The organism is Pseudomonas sp. PS02302 (genome assembly GCF_029959585.1).
Lineage (GTDB): Bacteria > Pseudomonadota > Gammaproteobacteria > Pseudomonadales > Pseudomonadaceae > Chryseomonas > Chryseomonas aestiva.
This window is the reverse complement of record NZ_JASCON010000039.1, coordinates 22039-38573: the sequence shown is the minus strand read 5'-3', so window position 1 is coordinate 38573 and position 16535 is coordinate 22039. Positions and strand designations below refer to the sequence as shown.

The 16535-nt window shown below is 65.3% G+C and carries 15 protein-coding genes and 3 tRNA genes; 16 read left to right on the top strand and 2 right to left on the bottom strand.

What is annotated here, in order from left to right; translation table 11 throughout:
- Positions 1-197 precede the first annotated feature (197 nt).
- From astE to QMX82_RS14485, 16 genes are all read left to right on the top strand, one after another.
- Complete coding sequence (gene astE / locus QMX82_RS14560) at positions 198-1205, top strand: succinylglutamate desuccinylase (protein ID WP_208694657.1); 1008 nt, start codon at positions 198-200, stop codon at positions 1203-1205.
- A gap of 11 nt (positions 1206-1216) precedes the next feature.
- A complete protein-coding gene (ltaE, locus tag QMX82_RS14555) occupies positions 1217-2215 on the top strand; it encodes a low-specificity L-threonine aldolase (RefSeq protein ID WP_282284782.1) in 999 nt (332 codons plus the stop codon).
- Positions 2216-2400: 185 nt separating this feature from the next.
- Complete coding sequence (gene alaS, locus QMX82_RS14550; protein WP_282284781.1) at positions 2401-5025, top strand: alanine--tRNA ligase; 2625 nt, start codon at positions 2401-2403, stop codon at positions 5023-5025.
- A gap of 226 nt (positions 5026-5251) precedes the next feature.
- Positions 5252-6487 carry an aspartate kinase gene (locus tag QMX82_RS14545; protein WP_208694660.1) on the top strand — a complete coding sequence of 412 codons (1236 nt, stop codon included), beginning with the start codon at positions 5252-5254 and terminating at the stop codon, positions 6485-6487.
- A gap of 156 nt (positions 6488-6643) precedes the next feature.
- On the top strand, positions 6644-6829 hold the full coding sequence (gene csrA / locus QMX82_RS14540) for a carbon storage regulator CsrA (RefSeq protein ID WP_007159101.1): 186 nt from the start codon (positions 6644-6646) through the stop codon (positions 6827-6829).
- 61 nt (positions 6830-6890) lie between these two features.
- Positions 6891-6981 (top strand) — tRNA-Ser (locus QMX82_RS14535).
- A 106-nt stretch (positions 6982-7087) separates the two neighbouring features.
- A tRNA-Arg gene (locus QMX82_RS14530) sits at positions 7088-7164 on the top strand.
- A gap of 60 nt (positions 7165-7224) precedes the next feature.
- Positions 7225-7301: transfer RNA gene (locus QMX82_RS14525), tRNA-Arg, on the top strand.
- A gap of 142 nt (positions 7302-7443) precedes the next feature.
- The gene (locus tag QMX82_RS14520) at positions 7444-7884 is read left to right on the top strand and encodes an acyl-CoA thioesterase (RefSeq protein ID WP_208694661.1); all 441 of its coding nucleotides are present in this window, start codon (positions 7444-7446) and stop codon (positions 7882-7884) included.
- A 2-nt stretch (positions 7885-7886) separates the two neighbouring features.
- Complete coding sequence (locus QMX82_RS14515; protein ID WP_187978883.1) at positions 7887-8885, top strand: tRNA dihydrouridine synthase; 999 nt, start codon at positions 7887-7889, stop codon at positions 8883-8885.
- Positions 8886-9038: 153 nt separating this feature from the next.
- Positions 9039-11042, top strand: coding sequence for an FUSC family protein (locus QMX82_RS14510; RefSeq protein ID WP_282284768.1), 2004 nt, complete (start codon positions 9039-9041; stop codon positions 11040-11042).
- Positions 11029-11232, top strand: coding sequence for a DUF1656 domain-containing protein (locus QMX82_RS14505; protein WP_208694664.1), 204 nt, complete (start codon positions 11029-11031; stop codon positions 11230-11232). The genes QMX82_RS14510 and QMX82_RS14505 overlap by 14 nt, the downstream gene beginning before the upstream one ends.
- A 28-nt stretch (positions 11233-11260) precedes the next feature.
- Positions 11261-12163 (top strand): efflux RND transporter periplasmic adaptor subunit, encoded by a 903-nt coding sequence (locus QMX82_RS14500; protein WP_282284765.1) that lies wholly within the window; start codon positions 11261-11263, stop codon positions 12161-12163.
- A 96-nt stretch (positions 12164-12259) separates the two neighbouring features.
- Positions 12260-12571 (top strand): DUF485 domain-containing protein, encoded by a 312-nt coding sequence (locus QMX82_RS14495; protein ID WP_208694666.1) that lies wholly within the window; start codon positions 12260-12262, stop codon positions 12569-12571.
- The gene (locus QMX82_RS14490; protein ID WP_208694667.1) at positions 12568-14223 is read left to right on the top strand and encodes a cation acetate symporter; all 1656 of its coding nucleotides are present in this window, start codon (positions 12568-12570) and stop codon (positions 14221-14223) included. The genes QMX82_RS14495 and QMX82_RS14490 overlap by 4 nt, the downstream gene beginning before the upstream one ends.
- A 205-nt stretch (positions 14224-14428) precedes the next feature.
- Positions 14429-14587, top strand: a complete 159-nt coding sequence (locus QMX82_RS14485) for a DUF3309 family protein (RefSeq protein ID WP_007159093.1) — start codon at positions 14429-14431, stop codon at positions 14585-14587.
- 157 nt (positions 14588-14744) lie between these two features.
- Here QMX82_RS14485 and dacB read toward each other — a convergent pair whose 3' ends face one another.
- Positions 14745-16208 (bottom strand): D-alanyl-D-alanine carboxypeptidase/D-alanyl-D-alanine endopeptidase, encoded by a 1464-nt coding sequence (dacB, locus tag QMX82_RS14480; RefSeq protein WP_007159092.1) that lies wholly within the window; start codon positions 16206-16208, stop codon positions 14745-14747.
- Between the two features lie 168 nt (positions 16209-16376).
- Positions 16377-16526 carry a hypothetical protein gene (locus tag QMX82_RS14475; RefSeq protein WP_017639713.1) on the bottom strand — a complete coding sequence of 50 codons (150 nt, stop codon included), beginning with the start codon at positions 16524-16526 and terminating at the stop codon, positions 16377-16379.
- Positions 16527-16535: the final 9 nt, after the last annotated feature.

Here is a 16535-nt window from a genome sequence, read left to right as displayed (position 1 = left end):
TCTAGTGTGGTGTTTCGGAAGTTCGCGCAAGAATTGGCGAGTGATTTTTGTCTCCGGCCAAGGCGCCGCGACGCGTCATAGCAGGGCTATGGCGAGGAGGGGCAACGTCGCTTGGGGACAAAAAGCGCCGCCAAAATTGTGTAGACAACTTCTGAAGCGCCACACTAGCCCCGACACGTCGCTCAGCGGAGTAGAGCATGGCTGCATCTGAACGTTATCGGTTGGCGCTTGGCCGCCTGCTGGACCTGACCCTGGCCGGCCGCGAGCCGACCGAGAAGATTCAACTGACTGCCGACGGCACCCGTCTTCACTGGCTGACCGAAGGCGTGCTGGAAGTCACCCCGCCGGTGGCGCGCGACAACCGCATGGACCTGCTGCTCTCCGCGGGTATCCATGGCAACGAGACGGCGCCCATGGAGCTGCTCGACGCGTTGCTCAGTGGCATCGCCAGCGGCGCCCTGCGCCCCGCCTGCCGTCTGCTGTTCATGTACGGCAATCCCGACGCCATGCGTCGGGGCACCCGCTATGTCGAGCAGGATCTGAATCGCCTCTTCAATGGCCGCCACGCCCAGGCCGAGGGCTCCGAGGCGCAACGCGCCAACGACCTGGAACGCCTGTCCGCGCAGTTCTTCAGCAAGCCCGATCGGGCGCGCCTGCATTACGACCTGCACACCGCACTGCGCGCCTCGGCGCTGCCGCGCTTCGCCCTCTATCCCTGGAGCGCCGGGCGCGAGCATTCGGAAGCCGAGCTGCAGCGCCTCGAAGCCGCCGGCATCGAGGCCGTGCTGCTCTACGACAAGCCGGGCATCACCTTCAGCGCCTACACCTACGCCGAATGCCAGGCCGAGGCCCTGACCCTGGAACTGGGCCAGGCACGGCCCTTCGGCGAGAACAGCGAACTCGACCTGAGTCGCCTGCGCCTGCTGCTGGAAGCCCTGGTCGAGGGCCGCGAAGCCGAGTTGCCGCCACCGGATTCCGCGTTGCTGAGATTCCGCGTGGCGCGTCAGGTGTACAAGTCCAGTCCGCGTTTCCAGTTGCATCTGGCCGACGACGTGGCCAACTTCGCGCCGCTGCGCCAGGGTTCGCTGCTGGCCGAAGACGGCAGCGAGCGCTGGATCGTCGACGAAGCCGAGGCGCGCATCATCTTCCCCAATCCCAAGGTCGCCGTCGGCCTGCGGGCCGGACTCATCGTGGTCCCGGCATAAGGAGCTAACGCTTGATCGATCTGCGCAGCGACACCGTCACCCAGCCCACGCCGGCCATGCGCCAGGCCATGCTGGCCGCCGAACTCGGCGATGACGTCTACGGCGAAGACCCCACGGTCACCCGCCTGGAGCAACGTCTGGCAGGCGATCTCGGTCTGGAAGCCGGACTCTTCGTGCCCAGCGGCACCATGAGCAACCTGCTCGGCCTGCTGGCGCACTGCGAGCGGGGCGACGAATACCTGGTCGGCCAGCAGGCCCACACCTACAAGTACGAGGGCGGCGGCGCCGCGGTGCTCGGCTCCATCCAGCCGCAGCCCATCGAGATGGCCGCCGACGGCAGTCTCGACCTCGACCTGGTGCGCAGCTACATCAAGGCCGATGACTTCCATTTCGCCCGCACCCGGCTGCTGGCGCTGGAAAACACCATGCACGGCAAGGTCCTGCCGCTGGCCTATCTGACGGCGGCGCGAGCCTTCACCCGGGAGCACGACCTGGCGCTGCACCTGGATGGCGCGCGGCTGTACAACGCCGCTGTCAAGCTCGGCGTACCGGTGCGCGAGATCAGCCAGCATTTCGATTCGGTATCGGTCTGCCTGTCCAAGGGTCTCGGCGCGCCGGTGGGTTCGGTGCTCTGCGGCGAGGCCGCGTTCATCGCCAAGGCGCGGCGCTGGCGCAAGGTGGTGGGCGGTGGCATGCGCCAGGCCGGCATCCTCGCGGCCGCCGGCCTGCATGTCCTCGATCACCAGGTCGAGCGGCTGGCCGAGGACCACGCCCACGCGGCGCAACTCGGCACCGCCCTGGCCGAGCTCGGCTATCAGGTGGAGCCGGTGCAGACCAACATGGTCTATCTCGCCCTGGGCGAGGAGGCGCCCGCCCTGCAGGCCTTCCTTGCCGAGCGTGGCATCCGCATCAGTCCGGCAGCACGCCTGCGGCTGGTCACCCATCTGGACGTCAGCGCCGCCGATATCGAGGCGGTCATCGCCGCTTTCTCCGCCTACCGCCGCCGCTAAGTCTTCCGACGACGTTTTTCCTGCGCAACCGGGGCGACACCGGGGCGCGGGCGTCGATATACTCCCAGACATGCGTGTCCGTTTTCCGCACGTGCCGCGTCTGCGGCGCCCGCTCCGTTCGTCTCGTCTGCGATCCAGTCGGATGCCCGTCACGCGCGTCGAAAAGCCCATTGTCTGGAATGAATATGAAAAGCGCCGAAATCCGTGAAGCCTTCCTCCGCTTCTTCGAAGAGAAGGGGCACACCCGGGTCGCCTCCAGTTCGCTGATCCCCGCGAACGATCCGACCCTGCTGTTCACCAACGCCGGGATGAACCAGTTCAAGGACTGCTTCCTCGGCATGGAAAAGCGCAGCTACACCCGTGCCGCCACCAGCCAGAAGTGCGTGCGCGCGGGCGGCAAGCACAACGACCTGGAGAACGTCGGCTACACGGCGCGTCACCACACCTTCTTCGAGATGCTGGGCAACTTCAGCTTCGGCGACTATTTCAAGCGCGACGCCATCACCTTCGCCTGGGAATTCCTCACCTCGCCCCATTGGCTGGGTCTGCCCCGAGAAAAGCTCTGGGTCACCGTCTATGCCACCGATGACGAGGCCTACGACATCTGGACCAAGGAAGTCGGGGTGCCCGAGGCGCAGATGGTGCGCATCGGCGACAACAAGGGCGCGCCCTATGCCTCGGACAACTTCTGGACCATGGGCGACACCGGTCCCTGCGGTCCCTGCACCGAGATCTTCTTCGACCATGGCGCCGAGATCTGGGGTGGCCCGCCCGGCTCGCCGGAAGAAGACGGCGATCGCTACATCGAGATCTGGAACAACGTCTTCATGCAGTTCAACCGCACCGCCGATGGCGTCCTGCATCCGCTGCCGGCGCCCAGCGTCGACACCGGCATGGGCCTGGAGCGGGTCAGCGCGGTGCTGCAGCACGTGCATTCGAACTACGAGATCGATCTGTTCCAGCAACTGCTGGCGGCCTCGGCCGAGGCCATCGGCTGCGCCAATGACGACGCCCCGTCGCTCAAGGTGGTGGCCGACCACATCCGCTCCTGCAGCTTCCTGATCGCCGACGGCGTGCTGCCGTCCAATGAAGGCCGCGGCTACGTGCTGCGGCGCATCATTCGCCGCGCCTGCCGTCATGGCAACAAGCTGGGCGCCAAGGGCACCTTCTTCCACAAGATCGTCGCCGCCCTGGTCGCCGAGATGGGCCAGGCCTATCCCGAGCTGGTCCAGCAGCAGGCGCATCTCGAGCGCGTGCTGCGCACCGAGGAAGAGCAGTTCGCCAAGACCCTGGAGCAGGGCCTGAAGATCCTCGAGCAGGATCTGGCGCAACTGCAGGGCGACACCATCCCCGGTGACGTGGTGTTCAAGCTCTATGACACCTATGGCTTCCCGGTCGACCTGACCAATGACATCGCCCGCGAGCGCAACCTCAACCTCGACGAGGCCGGTTTCGAGCGCGAGATGGAGGCCCAGCGCGAGCGCGCCCGCTCCGCCAGCGCCTTTGGCGTGGATTACAACAGCCTGGTCAAGGTCGAGGGCGAAACCCGCTTCCTTGGCTACGATACTACCAGCGCCTCGGGCACCATCGTTGCCCTGTACCGTGCCGGTCAGCCGGTGGACAGCCTGGCCGAAGGCGAGGAGGGCGTGGTCATCCTCGACCAGACGCCGTTCTACGGTGAATCCGGTGGCCAGGTCGGTGATACCGGTACCCTGGAAAGCGCCGGCGTCGGCTTTGCCGTGCGCGACACCACCAAGACCCAGGGCGCCTTCCTGCACCATGGCGTGGTGACCAGGGGCAGCCTCAACGTCGGCACCGCGCTCATGGCCCAGGTCGACGCCAGCCGCCGCCAGGGCATCGCCCTGAACCACTCCGGTACCCACCTGCTGCACGCCGCGCTGCGCCAGGTGCTGGGCGATCATGTCCATCAGAAGGGCTCCCTGGTCAACGACCAGCGCCTGAGATTCGACTTCAGCCACTTCGAGGCCATCAAGCCCGAGGAGCTCAAGCGCATCGAGACCATCGTCAACGAAGAGATCCGCAAGAACAGCGCGGTGACTACCGAGGTCATGGCCATCGACGAAGCCAAGGCCCGCGGCGCCATGGCGCTGTTCGGCGAGAAGTACGGCGACGTGGTGCGCGTGGTCGGCATGGGCGGTGAGTTCTCCGTCGAGCTGTGCGGTGGCACCCACGTGGCCCAGACCGGCGACATCGGCCTGCTCAAGCTGGTCAGCGAAGGCGGCGTGGCCTCCGGCGTGCGGCGCGTGGAAGCCATTACCGGCACCGCGGCCCTGGCCTACCTCAACGGCGCCGAGGAGCAGCTGCGCGAAGCCGCCAGCCTGCTCAAGGGCAGTCGCGACAACGTGCTGGACAAGCTGGCCGCGCTGGTCGAGCGCAATCGCCAGCTGGAAAAGGAAATCGAGCAGCTCAAGGCCAAGGCCGCCAGTGCCTCGGCCGGTGACCTGGTGGACCAGGCGCAGGACATCAAGGGCGCCAAGGTGCTCACCGCGCGCCTCGACGGTCTCGACGGCAAGGCGCTGCTGGCGCTGGTCGACCAGCTCAAGAACAAGCTCGGCAGCGGCATGATCCTGCTGGGTGGCGAAGCCGACGGCAAGGTGGTGCTGGTGGCCGGCGTCACCGCCGACCTGACCGCCAGGCTCAAGGCCGGCGAGCTGATGAAGCGCGCCGCGGCCGTGGTCGGTGGCAAGGGCGGCGGTCGTCCGGACATGGCCCAGGGCGGCGGCACCGATGCCAGCCAGCTCGCAGCGGCCCTGGCCTGTGCCGGCCAGTACGCCGAGGAAAGCCTATAGGAGCCATAATCTCGCGAGCTAGAGCCAAACAAGGCGGAAGTGCCTGAGGAAGCGGATCGGACTCGCGTTCGAGTTTACGATTGGTAAATGAGCATTCCGAAAGCAATTCCAGCGCCGTTTGGCCGACGCGCAGCAGATTATGAACGGGCGCGGGTCGCCGGGGAGGGCGGCCCGCTTCCTCCCTCAACAACTTGAATCAGATTTTTCTGCGGACGGGCAGCAAGCAATGGCATTGATCGTACAGAAATTCGGCGGTACCTCAGTGGGTACGGTGGAGCGTATCGAGCAGGTCGCCGACAAGGTGAAACGCTTCCACGAGGCGGGTGACCAGATCGTGGTGGTGGTGTCGGCCATGAGTGGCGAGACCAATCGCCTCATCGGTCTCGCCAAGCAGATCATGGAACTACCCGATCCGCGCGAGCTGGATGTCATGGTCTCCACCGGCGAGCAGGTCACCATCGGCCTGCTGACCATGGCGCTGCTCAAGCGCGGCGTCCAGGCGGTCTCCTACACGGGCAGCCAGGTGCGCATCCTCACCGACAGCGCGCACACCAAGGCACGCATCCAGCAGATCGACGATGCTCGCATCCGCGCCGACCTCAAGGCGCGCAAGGTGGTGGTCGTGGCCGGCTTCCAGGGCGTCGACGAGCAGGGCAACATCACCACCCTGGGCCGTGGTGGCTCCGACACCACCGGCGTGGCCCTGGCGGCCGCGCTGAAGGCCGACGAGTGCCAGATCTATACCGACGTCGACGGCGTCTACACCACCGATCCCCGCGTGGTGCCCCAGGCCCAGCGGCTGGACAAGATCACCTTCGAGGAAATGCTGGAAATGGCCAGCCTCGGCTCCAAGGTGCTGCAGATCCGCTCGGTGGAATTCGCTGGCAAGTACAACGTGCCGCTGCGCGTGCTGCACAGCTTTCAGGAGGGTCCGGGCACCCTCATTACCCTTGATGAAGAGGAATCCATGGAACAGCCGATCATCTCCGGCATCGCCTTCAACCGTGACGAAGCCAAGCTGACCATTCGCGGTGTGCCGGATACCCCCGGCGTGGCCTTCAAGATCCTCGGCCCGATCAGCGCGGCCAACATCGAAGTCGACATGATCGTGCAGAACGTCGCGCACGATAACACCACCGACTTCACCTTCACCGTGCACCGCAACGACTACCAGGCGGCCCTGGAGATCCTCAAGCGCACCGGCGTCGAGATCGGTGCCCGGGAGTCCGTCGGCGACAGCAAGATCGCCAAGGTCTCCATCGTTGGCGTAGGCATGAGATCCCATGCCGGTGTGGCCAGCCAGATGTTCGAAGCCCTGGCCAAGGAGAGCATCAACATCCAGATGATCTCCACCTCCGAGATCAAAGTGTCGGTGGTCATCGAGGAGAAATATCTCGAACTGGCCGTCCGTGCCCTGCATACCGCTTTCGAGCTCGACGCCCCCGCACGCGGCGCCGAGTGACCGGTCAGATGAGGTCCCTGCCACAGGGACCTCATCTGACGCGGGTTCTACGGAACTTTACTTGCATGGACAGAGGTCAATAGCGACTAGAACGTCCATTCAGGGATCGTTTCGGTTCATACGTGCAGACTGAGTTAAAAGCTTAAGGAGAATGGAATGCTTATTTTGACTCGTCGGGTTGGTGAGACCCTGATGGTGGGTGATGAAGTCACCGTGACGGTACTGGGAGTCAAGGGCAACCAGGTCCGTATCGGCGTCAATGCACCCAAGGAAGTCGCGGTTCATCGCGAGGAAATCTATCAGCGCATCCAGAAGGAAAAGGACCAAGAACCAAACCACTGATTTTTTTTGAATTTTTCTCTTTGCAAACGGGCAAACCTTCGATATAGTTTCGCCCCGTTGCGGTGAGGTGGCCGAGTGGCCGAAGGCGCTCCCCTGCTAAGGGAGTACACCTCAAAAGGGTGTCGAGGGTTCGAATCCCTCCCTCACCGCCATTTGCTTTAAACTGGCTCCGCTGTACTGACCGATTGGTAAGTACCTGATAAACAAGCAAATTTGCTTGACACGTCAGAAACGGAAGCTAGAATACGCAGCTTCAACGCACTCGTAGCTCAGCTGGATAGAGTACTCGGCTACGAACCGAGCGGTCGGAGGTTCGAATCCTCCCGAGTGCGCCAAATCGACGAAGCCTCTGGCTTCAGCAGTACCAGCGGTGTTCTGGTTAAACTCACCGAAACGCACTCGTAGCTCAGCTGGATAGAGTACTCGGCTACGAACCGAGCGGTCGGAGGTTCGAATCCTCCCGAGTGCGCCAAACATGAAGAAGGGCCTGCAGCGATGCAGGCCCTTTTTTATTGTCCGTGGATTCGTGCCAGTATCCGCGACCGATGACCTGGCCAGGTTCGTATCCGGTCCGGCTTCCCGTCTTCCGACCTTGCCCGCGAGAGGGTCTCTTCATGCAGTGGGACAGACCGACGCCCCATCTCCTGCCGCTGCGCATCGGCGCCGAGCACATCGACGGCCTGGGCCATGCCAACAACGCCGTCTACGTCAGCTGGCTCGAACAGTGCGCCTGGCAGCACTCGGCGGCCCTGGGTCTGGATCTGGCCACCTTCCAGCGCCTGGATCGCGCCATGGCCGTGGTGCGCCACGAGATCGACTACCTCAGCAGTGGCTACCAGGATGATGAGCTGGTGCTGGGCACCTGGCTGGTGGACTGGGATCGCCGTCTGCGCATGACCCGGCAATTCCAGTTGCAACGGCCCGCCGATGGCGTGACCCTGCTGCGCGCCCGGACGACCTTCGTCTGCATCGAGCTGTCTTCCGGCAAGCCCAGGCGCATGCCACCCGAATTCCTGGCCGGTTACGGCCAGGCGCTCCCCGGCGAGGACCTCTGAGCATGGAGATCGCCCTGGCGCCCATGGAGGGCCTCGTCGACGACATCCTGCGCGAGCTGCTGACCGAGGTGGGTGGACTCGACTGGTGCGTGAGCGAATTCATCCGCGTCTGCGATCGCCTGCTGCCGGCGGCGGCCTTCGCCAAGCTGGCACCGGAACTGGAGGAGGGCGCGCGCACGCCGTCGGGTACGCCCATGCGGGTACAACTGCTGGGCTCGGATCCGGCCTGTCTGGCCGACAACGCGGCCTTCGCCTGCACCCTGGGCGCGCCGGTGATCGATCTCAACTTCGGCTGCCCGGCCAAGACCGTCAACAAGTCCCGCGGCGGGGCAGTGCTGCTCAAGGAGCCGGAGCTGCTCAACCGGATCGTCGAGAGCGTGCGCCAGGCCGTTCCGGCGCACATTCCGGTCACCGCCAAGATGCGCCTCGGCTACGACAGCCCGAACGGCGCCCTGGCCTGTGCCGAGGCGCTGGCGGAGGGTGGCGCGGCGCAACTGGTGGTCCATGCGCGGACCAAGGTCGAAGGTTATCGGCCGCCGGCGCACTGGGAGTGGGTGGCGCGGGTGGCTGACCGGGTGTCCGTGCCGGTGCTGGCCAATGGCGAGATCTGGACCCTGGACGACTACTGGCGCTGTCGCAGCGTCAGCGGCCAGGCCTCGGTGATGCTGGGACGCGGTCTGGTCTCGCGCCCGGACCTGGCGCTGCAGATCGCCGCTGCCGTACGCGGAGAAGAGGCCGTCCCGCAGAGCTGGGCCGAAATTCTGCCGCGGGTGCAGCGCTTCTGGAGCATGGCGCAACGCAAGCTGGCACCGCGCTATGCCCCGGGACGCCTCAAGCAGTGGCTCGGCATGCTGACGCGCAGCTATCCCGAGGCTGCGGCCCTGTTCGCCCAGGTGCGGCGCGAATCCGATTGCGCGCTGATCGATCGCTTGCTCGGCATGACCGGACAAAACCCGGCAAACCTTGATCTCGATCAAGAGCGGCGGCTGCAACTCGGCTAGTCTGCAGGCAGTGGTGACGACGGAGCGTCGTCGCTCGAGCACGCAAGGCACTTCAGGCGACCCCGGGTCGCCTTTTTTTCGTCCGGGACAACCGCCGGAACTTCGCCTGGGCCGCGCGGCCTATGCTGGATCCCCAGCAATCCAAGAGCCGACGTGCGTCTACCCTGGACGGTCTTTCTCGCTCCCACGCCGACGGCGCTCCTCTTTGCCGGCAAGACCCTGTTCGCCGCCGGCCTGGCGCTCTGGCTGGCCTTTCGCTTCAGTCTCGAACAACCGGTCTGGGCCTGCATGACGGTGATGATCGTCTCCCAGCCGCTGTCCGGCATGGTGCTGGCCAAGGGATTGTTCCGCCTGCTCGGGACCCTCGTCGGCACCTGCATGGCAGTGGTGCTCATGGGCTTCTTCGCCCAGACGCCCTGGCTGTTCCTGCTCGCGCTGGCCGGCTGGATGGCGCTGTGCACGGCGGCCTCGACCCTGCTGCGCAATCACGTCGCCTATGGCTTCGTGCTGGCCGGCTATACGGTCGCCATCATCGGCCTGCCCGCCATCGCCCATCCGCTGACGGTGTTCGACCAGGCGGTGGCCCGCTGTACCGAGATTTGCCTGGGTATCGTCGTGGCTTCGGCAGTGAGTGCGCTGTTCTGGCCGCAGCGGGTGGAGCAGAATCTGGCCGTCCAGGCACGTCGCACCTGGGAGCAGGGCGTGGCTGCCGCCCGCGCGGAGCTGGCCGAGGCCCAGGATGCCACCCAGGGACTGCTGGCCATGCTCGGTCAGGTGGTGGCGGTGGATGCCCAGCGCGATCACGCCTGGTTCGAGGGCCAGCGCGGCCGGCAGCGCGCCAGGGCACTGCGGCTGCTGTCACGGGACCTTCTCAGCCTGTTGCGGACCGCTCGCGGCGCCATGCGCCAGTGGCGTGGCCTGGACGAGTCGCGGAGGGCCGTCCTGCAGCCCTGGCGCGACGAACTGCTCATGACCCTGGCCGACCCCCAGACTCCGGCCCTGGAAGCCCTCCTGCGGCGTCTGAGAGAGGCTGCCGGCACCTCGCCGCAACTCGACAACGACCAGCGCTACCTGCTGGCCCGTTTCGCCATCCTGCTGGACAAGATCCTGCTTGCCGGTCGCGCCCTGGACAGTGTCCATACGGCCCGGCTCAGCGCCGTGGCGCCCTCGGCGCTGGCCCGCCATCGCGATGTCCAGACGGCGCTGCTCTATGGCCTGCGCAGTGCCTGTGCGTTGCTGGTCGTGGGGGTGTTCTGGCTGGCCAGTGCCTGGCCGTCCGCGCCAGGCGCCATGCTGATGGCCGGCGTCATCTGCAGCCTGTTCGCCAATCGCGACAACGCCGCCGCCATCGGCCTCGGTTTCCTGCGGGGTATTCTCTATGCGGCGCCGGTCGCCATCCTGATCAGCCAGGTGCTGCTGCCGCAGATCAGCGGCTATCCGCTGCTGTGCCTGGTGCTGGGGGTGCCGCTGTTCTTTGCCGCCCTGGGGATGGCCGGGCCTCCCAGCGTGGTGGGAACCGCGACGGCCTTCGCCATCCATCTGCTGGTGCTGGTCTCGCCCAGCAACCACGGCCAGGTGGAGATGGGCGCCTTGCTCAACCAGCTGCAGAGTCTGCTGATCGGCGTCGGGTCGGCCGTGCTCATGTTCCGGCTGATCAGTCTGCGCACGCCGCGGCGCACCAGTCGCCGCATCTTGGCAGCCACCACCTACGACCTGCAGCGGCTGACCACGGTCCCCCTGGCCAATGCCGAGACCTGGTTCGGCGGGCGGATGGCGGATCGCCTGCTGCTGCTGGCGCGGCATATCGAGCAGTTGTCCGCCAGTGAACGCGGCCGCTGGGAGCAGGGCCTGCTGGCGCTTGATCTGGGCAACGAGCTGCTGCACCTGCGCGCCTGCCTGGCAGGTGCCCAGGGCGAAGTGGCGCGGGCGCGGGATGCCTTTCTCGGGCGCTTCGCCGAGCAACTGGCGGTCGGTTTCGATGACCTGCAGCCGGACGCGCTGGACCCGGCAGCCCAGCGCCTGCGCGTGGCGCTGGACCAGGCCCCCGACGACGAGCCGCAGCGCCTGGCGCGCGGCGCCATCGGGCAGCTCCAGCAGACCTGGCGTGGCTGTTGTCTGAAGGCGGTAGCGGAGGAGGGCGCGGATGAATCTGCATGAATGGGCCGTCGGCGGGGTCTATCTGGGGCCGCTGTTCGTCTATGGCGTCCTGGCGCTGCTGCTGACGGCGCTGTCGCTGTGGCTGCTGCAGCGCAGCGGCCTCGGCCGCCATCTGTGGCACAGCGCCCTGTTCGGCTGTGCGCTGTTCGTGCTCTGGCTGGCCGGCCTCGTCGCCGTCCTGGCCACCTGAGCCCCCTGACAAGAGGATCCCCAAGGCGATGCACAAGACCCTGCGTGTGGCGATAACCCTGAGCGTGGTACTGCTCGCCATCCTGGCCGGCACCTGGCTGTGGCATTTCTATCTCTACACCCCCTGGACCCGCGATGCGCGGGTACGGGCCGACGTGGTGGTGGTGGCGCCCGACGTGTCGGGCTGGGTGACCCGCCTGGCAGTGGTGGACAACCAGCTGGTGAAGCGCGGCGACCTGCTCCTGCAGATCGACCAGCAGCGCTATCAGGCCAATCTCGACCACGCCAAGGCGGTGGCCGAGACGCGTCAGCAGCAACTGCGTCTGCGCGAAAGCGAGGCGGCCCGGCGCCAACGCCTGGGTACCAGTGCCATCAGCGCCGAGGACCGCGAGACCGCGCAGGTCAATGTCGCCGTCGCCCGCAGCCAGTACCAGGAAGCCCTGAGCGACGTGAACCTGGCCCAGATCAACCTGGATCGCAGCCGGGTGCTGGCGCCGCGGGAAGGGCGGATCACCAACCTCAGATTCGCCGAGGGCAACTATGTGCAGACCGGCCAGGCGGTGATGGCGCTGGTGGATACCCGTTCCTTCTACGTCATGGCCTATTTCGAGGAGACCAAGATCCCCCATATCCATCCCGGCGCCGCGGTACGGGTGCGCCTGATGAGCCAGGCAGCGCCGCTGCAGGGACGGGTGGCGAGCATCAGCAGCGGCATCACCGATCGCAATGCGGCCAACGATGCCCAGTTGCTGGCCAACGTCGAGCCGACCTTCAACTGGGTGCGCCTGGCGCAGCGCATTCCGGTGCGCATCGAACTGCTCGACGTACCGGCGGATATCCACCTCAGCGCGGGGATGACGGCGAGCGTTTCCGTCCTCGATGGCGAGGGGCACCACCCGCTGCAGGGCTGGCGTCGGCTCTGGGATTACTGAGGTCTGGAGGGGTACGACTAAAGTCGTCTGGAAGCCTTACCGGGCGGGCCTAGAGTAGAGCTCGACGCTCCCGTCATGCTGTAAGGAACAACAATAATGAATGACAGCACCTACCGGCGGATTGAAGCCAGTCCGCGTTTCCAGGAACTGGTGGCGAAGCGCGGGCGATTCGCCTGGACGCTTTCGGCCATCATGCTCGGACTCTATTCCGCCTTCATCCTCCTGATCGCCTTCGCCCCCAAGGTCCTCGGCACCCGTATCCATGCGGAGACCGCCATGACCTGGGGCATTCCTCTGGGCGTCGGTCTGATCCTTTCGGCGTTCGTCCTGACCGGCATCTATGTGCGCCGGGCCAATGGCGAATTCGATCGGCTCAACGCGGAAATCCTCCGGGAGGTGCAGTCATGAGACGTCTTTCCCTGGCCGCCGTGCTGCTGGCCCTCTCACCTTCGTTGTGGGCCGCCGATGCCATCAGCGGCGCGGTCCAGCGGCAACCCCTGAACGTCTCCGCCATCCTGATGTTCGTGGCCTTCGTCGGCGCCACCCTGGGCATCACCTACTGGGCTTCCAAGCGCAATCGCTCCGCCGCCGACTACTACGCCGCCGGTGGACGCATCACCGGTTTCCAGAACGGCCTGGCGATCGCCGGTGACTACATGTCGGCCGCCTCCTTCCTGGGCATTTCCGCCTTGGTGTTCACCTCCGGCTATGACGGCCTGATCTATTCCATCGGCTTCCTGGTGGGCTGGCCGATCATCTTGTTCCTGATCGCCGAGCGCCTGCGCAACCTGGGCAAGTACACCTTCGCCGACGTGGCCTCCTATCGCCTCAAGCAGAAGGACATCCGTACCCTGTCCGCCTGCGGTTCGCTGGTGGTGGTCGCCCTCTACCTGATCGCCCAGATGGTCGGTGCCGGCAAGCTGATCCAGCTGCTGTTCGGCCTGGACTACAGCATCGCCGTGGTGCTGGTGGGTATCCTGATGGTGCTCTATGTGCTCTTCGGCGGCATGCTGGCCACCACCTGGGTACAGATCATCAAGGCAGTGCTGCTGCTGTCCGGTGCCACCTTCATGGCCTTCATGGTGATGAAGCACGTCGGCTTCGACTTCAACCGCCTGTTCGCCGAAGCCATCGCCGTGCACCCGAAAGGCGAGGCCATCATGAGTCCCGGCGGTCTGGTGAAGGATCCGATCTCGGCCTTCTCCCTGGGTCTGGCGCTGATGTTCGGCACCGCCGGTCTGCCGCACATCCTGATGCGCTTCTTCACCGTGAGTGACGCCAAGGAAGCCCGCAAGAGCGTGTTCTACGCCACCGGCTTCATCGGCTACTTCTACATCCTGACCTTCATCATCGGCTTTGGCGCCATCCTGCTGGTCAGCACCAACCCGGCCTTCAAGGACGCCGCCGGCGCCCTGCTGGGTGGCAACAACATGGCGGCGGTGCACCTGGCCAACGCCGTGGGCGGCAGCATCTTCCTGGGCTTCATCTCGGCGGTAGCCTTCGCCACCATCCTCGCGGTGGTCGCCGGTCTGACCCTGGCCGGTGCCTCGGCGGTCTCCCATGACCTCTACGCCAGCGTGATCAAGCAGGGCAAGGCCAACGAGAAGGACGAAATCCGCGTCTCCAAGATGACCACCGTGGCGCTGGGCGTGGTCGCCATCGCCCTGGGCATCCTCTTCGAGAAGCAGAACATCGCCTTCATGGTGGGCCTGGCGTTCTCCATCGCCGCCAGCTGCAACTTCCCCATCCTGCTGCTCTCGATGTACTGGAAGCGGCTGACCACCCGGGGCGCCATGATCGGTGGCTGGCTCGGCCTGATCACCGCCGTTGCCCTGATGGTGCTTGGCCCGACCATCTGGGTGACCATCCTCGGTCATGCCAAGCCGATCTACCCCTATGAATACCCGGCGCTGTTCTCCATCGCCGTGGCCTTCATCGGTATCTGGTTCTTCTCGATCACCGACAAGTCGGCGGCTGCCGAAGAAGAGCGCGCGCGCTTCTATCCGCAGTTCGTCAGATCCCAGACTGGTCTGGGCGCCAGCGGTGCCGTCTCGCACTGACGGACACCGGCACAAGACCAAGCCCGGATCCCTGATCCGGGCTTTCTTTTTGGGGACGAAAACGCCGACTTGGCGGTGAAAGGCAGGGTTACCTGACGACGTCGGGATTTTCCGTCGCTGGCGCGGGTCCATGGAATAAGCCCGTTCGCTCCGTATCAAGCTGTTACGGCGACGGTCGACCCTTGGCCTTCATGGAGAATGGCAGATGACTCTCTCGACCATCCTGGTTCTGGTGCTGCTGGTCCTGCTCATCGGTGGACTTCCGGTATTCCCGCATTCGCGCAGCTGGGGCTATGGCCCGTCCGGTATCGTGGGCGCCATTCTGGTCGTCCTGCTGGTGCTGCTCTTGCTCGGCATGATCTAGCCTGCCAAAGGCCTGAAAATGCCCCACAAGGGTGTATTGGACAAAGTTCTTGCCCAATGCGGTGCAGCGCGGTAACGTCGGCTTTCCGGCCTGCCTTGCCGAGTGTGGTAAACAAAACCGGCGTCTGCGCGAGCAGACGCCGGTTTTGTTTTGCACGTCAGTTGGCGACCGCGCCGTCCTGGCGGCTGCGCAGATAGAGGTCCAGCACCACCTCGTCCAGGATCGACGAAGCCCCCCAGGGGCGGCTGCTGTTGAGGATGGCGACCACCACCCAGTTGCGCGCGTTGGCGTCCCGGACAAAGCCCGCCAGGGCCCGTACGTTGTTCAGGGTGCCGGTCTTCATGTGGGCCTGGCCGGTCAGCGGCGAATTCTTCATGCGCTTGCGCAGGGTGCCGTCCATGCCGGCCAGCGGCAGCGAAGAGATGAACTCCGGCCCGTAGGGACTCTGCCAGGCGGCGCGCAGGATCTCCGCCATCTCCCGGGCACTGACCCGCTCGGTCCGGGACAGCCCGGAGCCGTTCTCCATGATCAGGTGACTGGCATTGATGCCCTTGCGCGCCAGCCACGAGCGGATGACCCGCAGCGCCGCCTTGCTGTCGTCGGCGTCCGCCGAGGTGCGGAATTGCGCACCTATGGACAGGAACAGCTGCTGGGCCATGGTGTTGTTGCTGTACTTGTTGATGTCGCGAATGATCTCCACCACATCGGGCGAGAAGGCCCGGGCGAGCACCTCGGCATTGCGCGGTACGCTGCCCTCGCGGGTACGGCCCTTGATGCTGCCGCCCAGTTCCTGCCAGATGGCCCGCACCGCACCGGCGGTATAGGCCGGGTGGTCGAGCAGCGACAGATAGCTCTGGGCGTTGCAGCCGTCCGGCAACTGGCCACTGACCACCAGGCTGGTACTGCCATCGGCCTGGGGTACCGGATTGAAGCGCACTTCCGGCCAGGCCGGGCAACCGCTCTTGCCGGTGGCGCGCATCTGGTTGTCGATGTTGACGTTGGTCAGCGGCGGATCCATGGAGACACTGACCCGGCCATCGGCCGAGCGGACTACCATGCGCACCGACTTGAGATTGACCAGCAGCGAGTCCGGACCGACCAGGAAGGTCTTGTTCTCGTCTTCGCCGTCGTCGTTGAAGGCCGGCAGGTTGGGCTTCACGAAGCGACCGCGATCCAGCACCAGGTCACCGGTGACTTCCAGCACGCCATTGGCGCGCAGGTCACGCATGAGCAGCCACAGCCGCTCCATGTTCAGCTTGGGATCGCCGCCGCCCTTGAGATAGAGGTTGCCGTTGAGGATGCCGTCCTTGAGCGTGCCGTCGGTATAGAACTCGGTCTTCCACTGGTAGGTGGGACCCAGCAGTTCCAGGGCGGCAAAGGTGGTGATCAGCTTCATGGTCGAAGCCGGATTCACCGAGACGTCGGCATTGTAGTAGTCGTTCTCGCCCGGGCCATCGAGGGGCAGCATTACCAGCGACAGGTCGCTGCCGGGAATCTTGTTGGTCTGCATCGCCTTTTCGATTCGCGGCGGCAGGTAGGAGGTATCGGCACTGACGGGCAGGGAAAAGCCCAGGGCGCAGCAGCTCAGCAGCAGGCCCAGAGATCGGAAGGTCTTTCGCATCGGGACACACACCTTGGCAGGGTACCGGCCTAGTTGAAGAGAAAAGGGGCCGATAGACGTCGGAGTGTGGGCATTATGCAGTAAGGAGGGAGGGGCGAGCCAACCCCAAGGGGCAGGGCGCGGATAAAGAAACGACCGCCGCAGCGGTCGTTTCCGGAAAGGGCGGGATCAGTTGTAGCCGGTGGCGTCCTTGGTACGGTCAGGACTGTTGGGCGAAGGCGGATCGCGCCCGTCGTCGGTCTTGGCGTGCTCGGTGCGCAGGGGCTTTTCGTCCTTGGGCAGTTCGCGTTCGTCGGCTTTGCGCTTTTCTTCGGCCATGGGATCCTC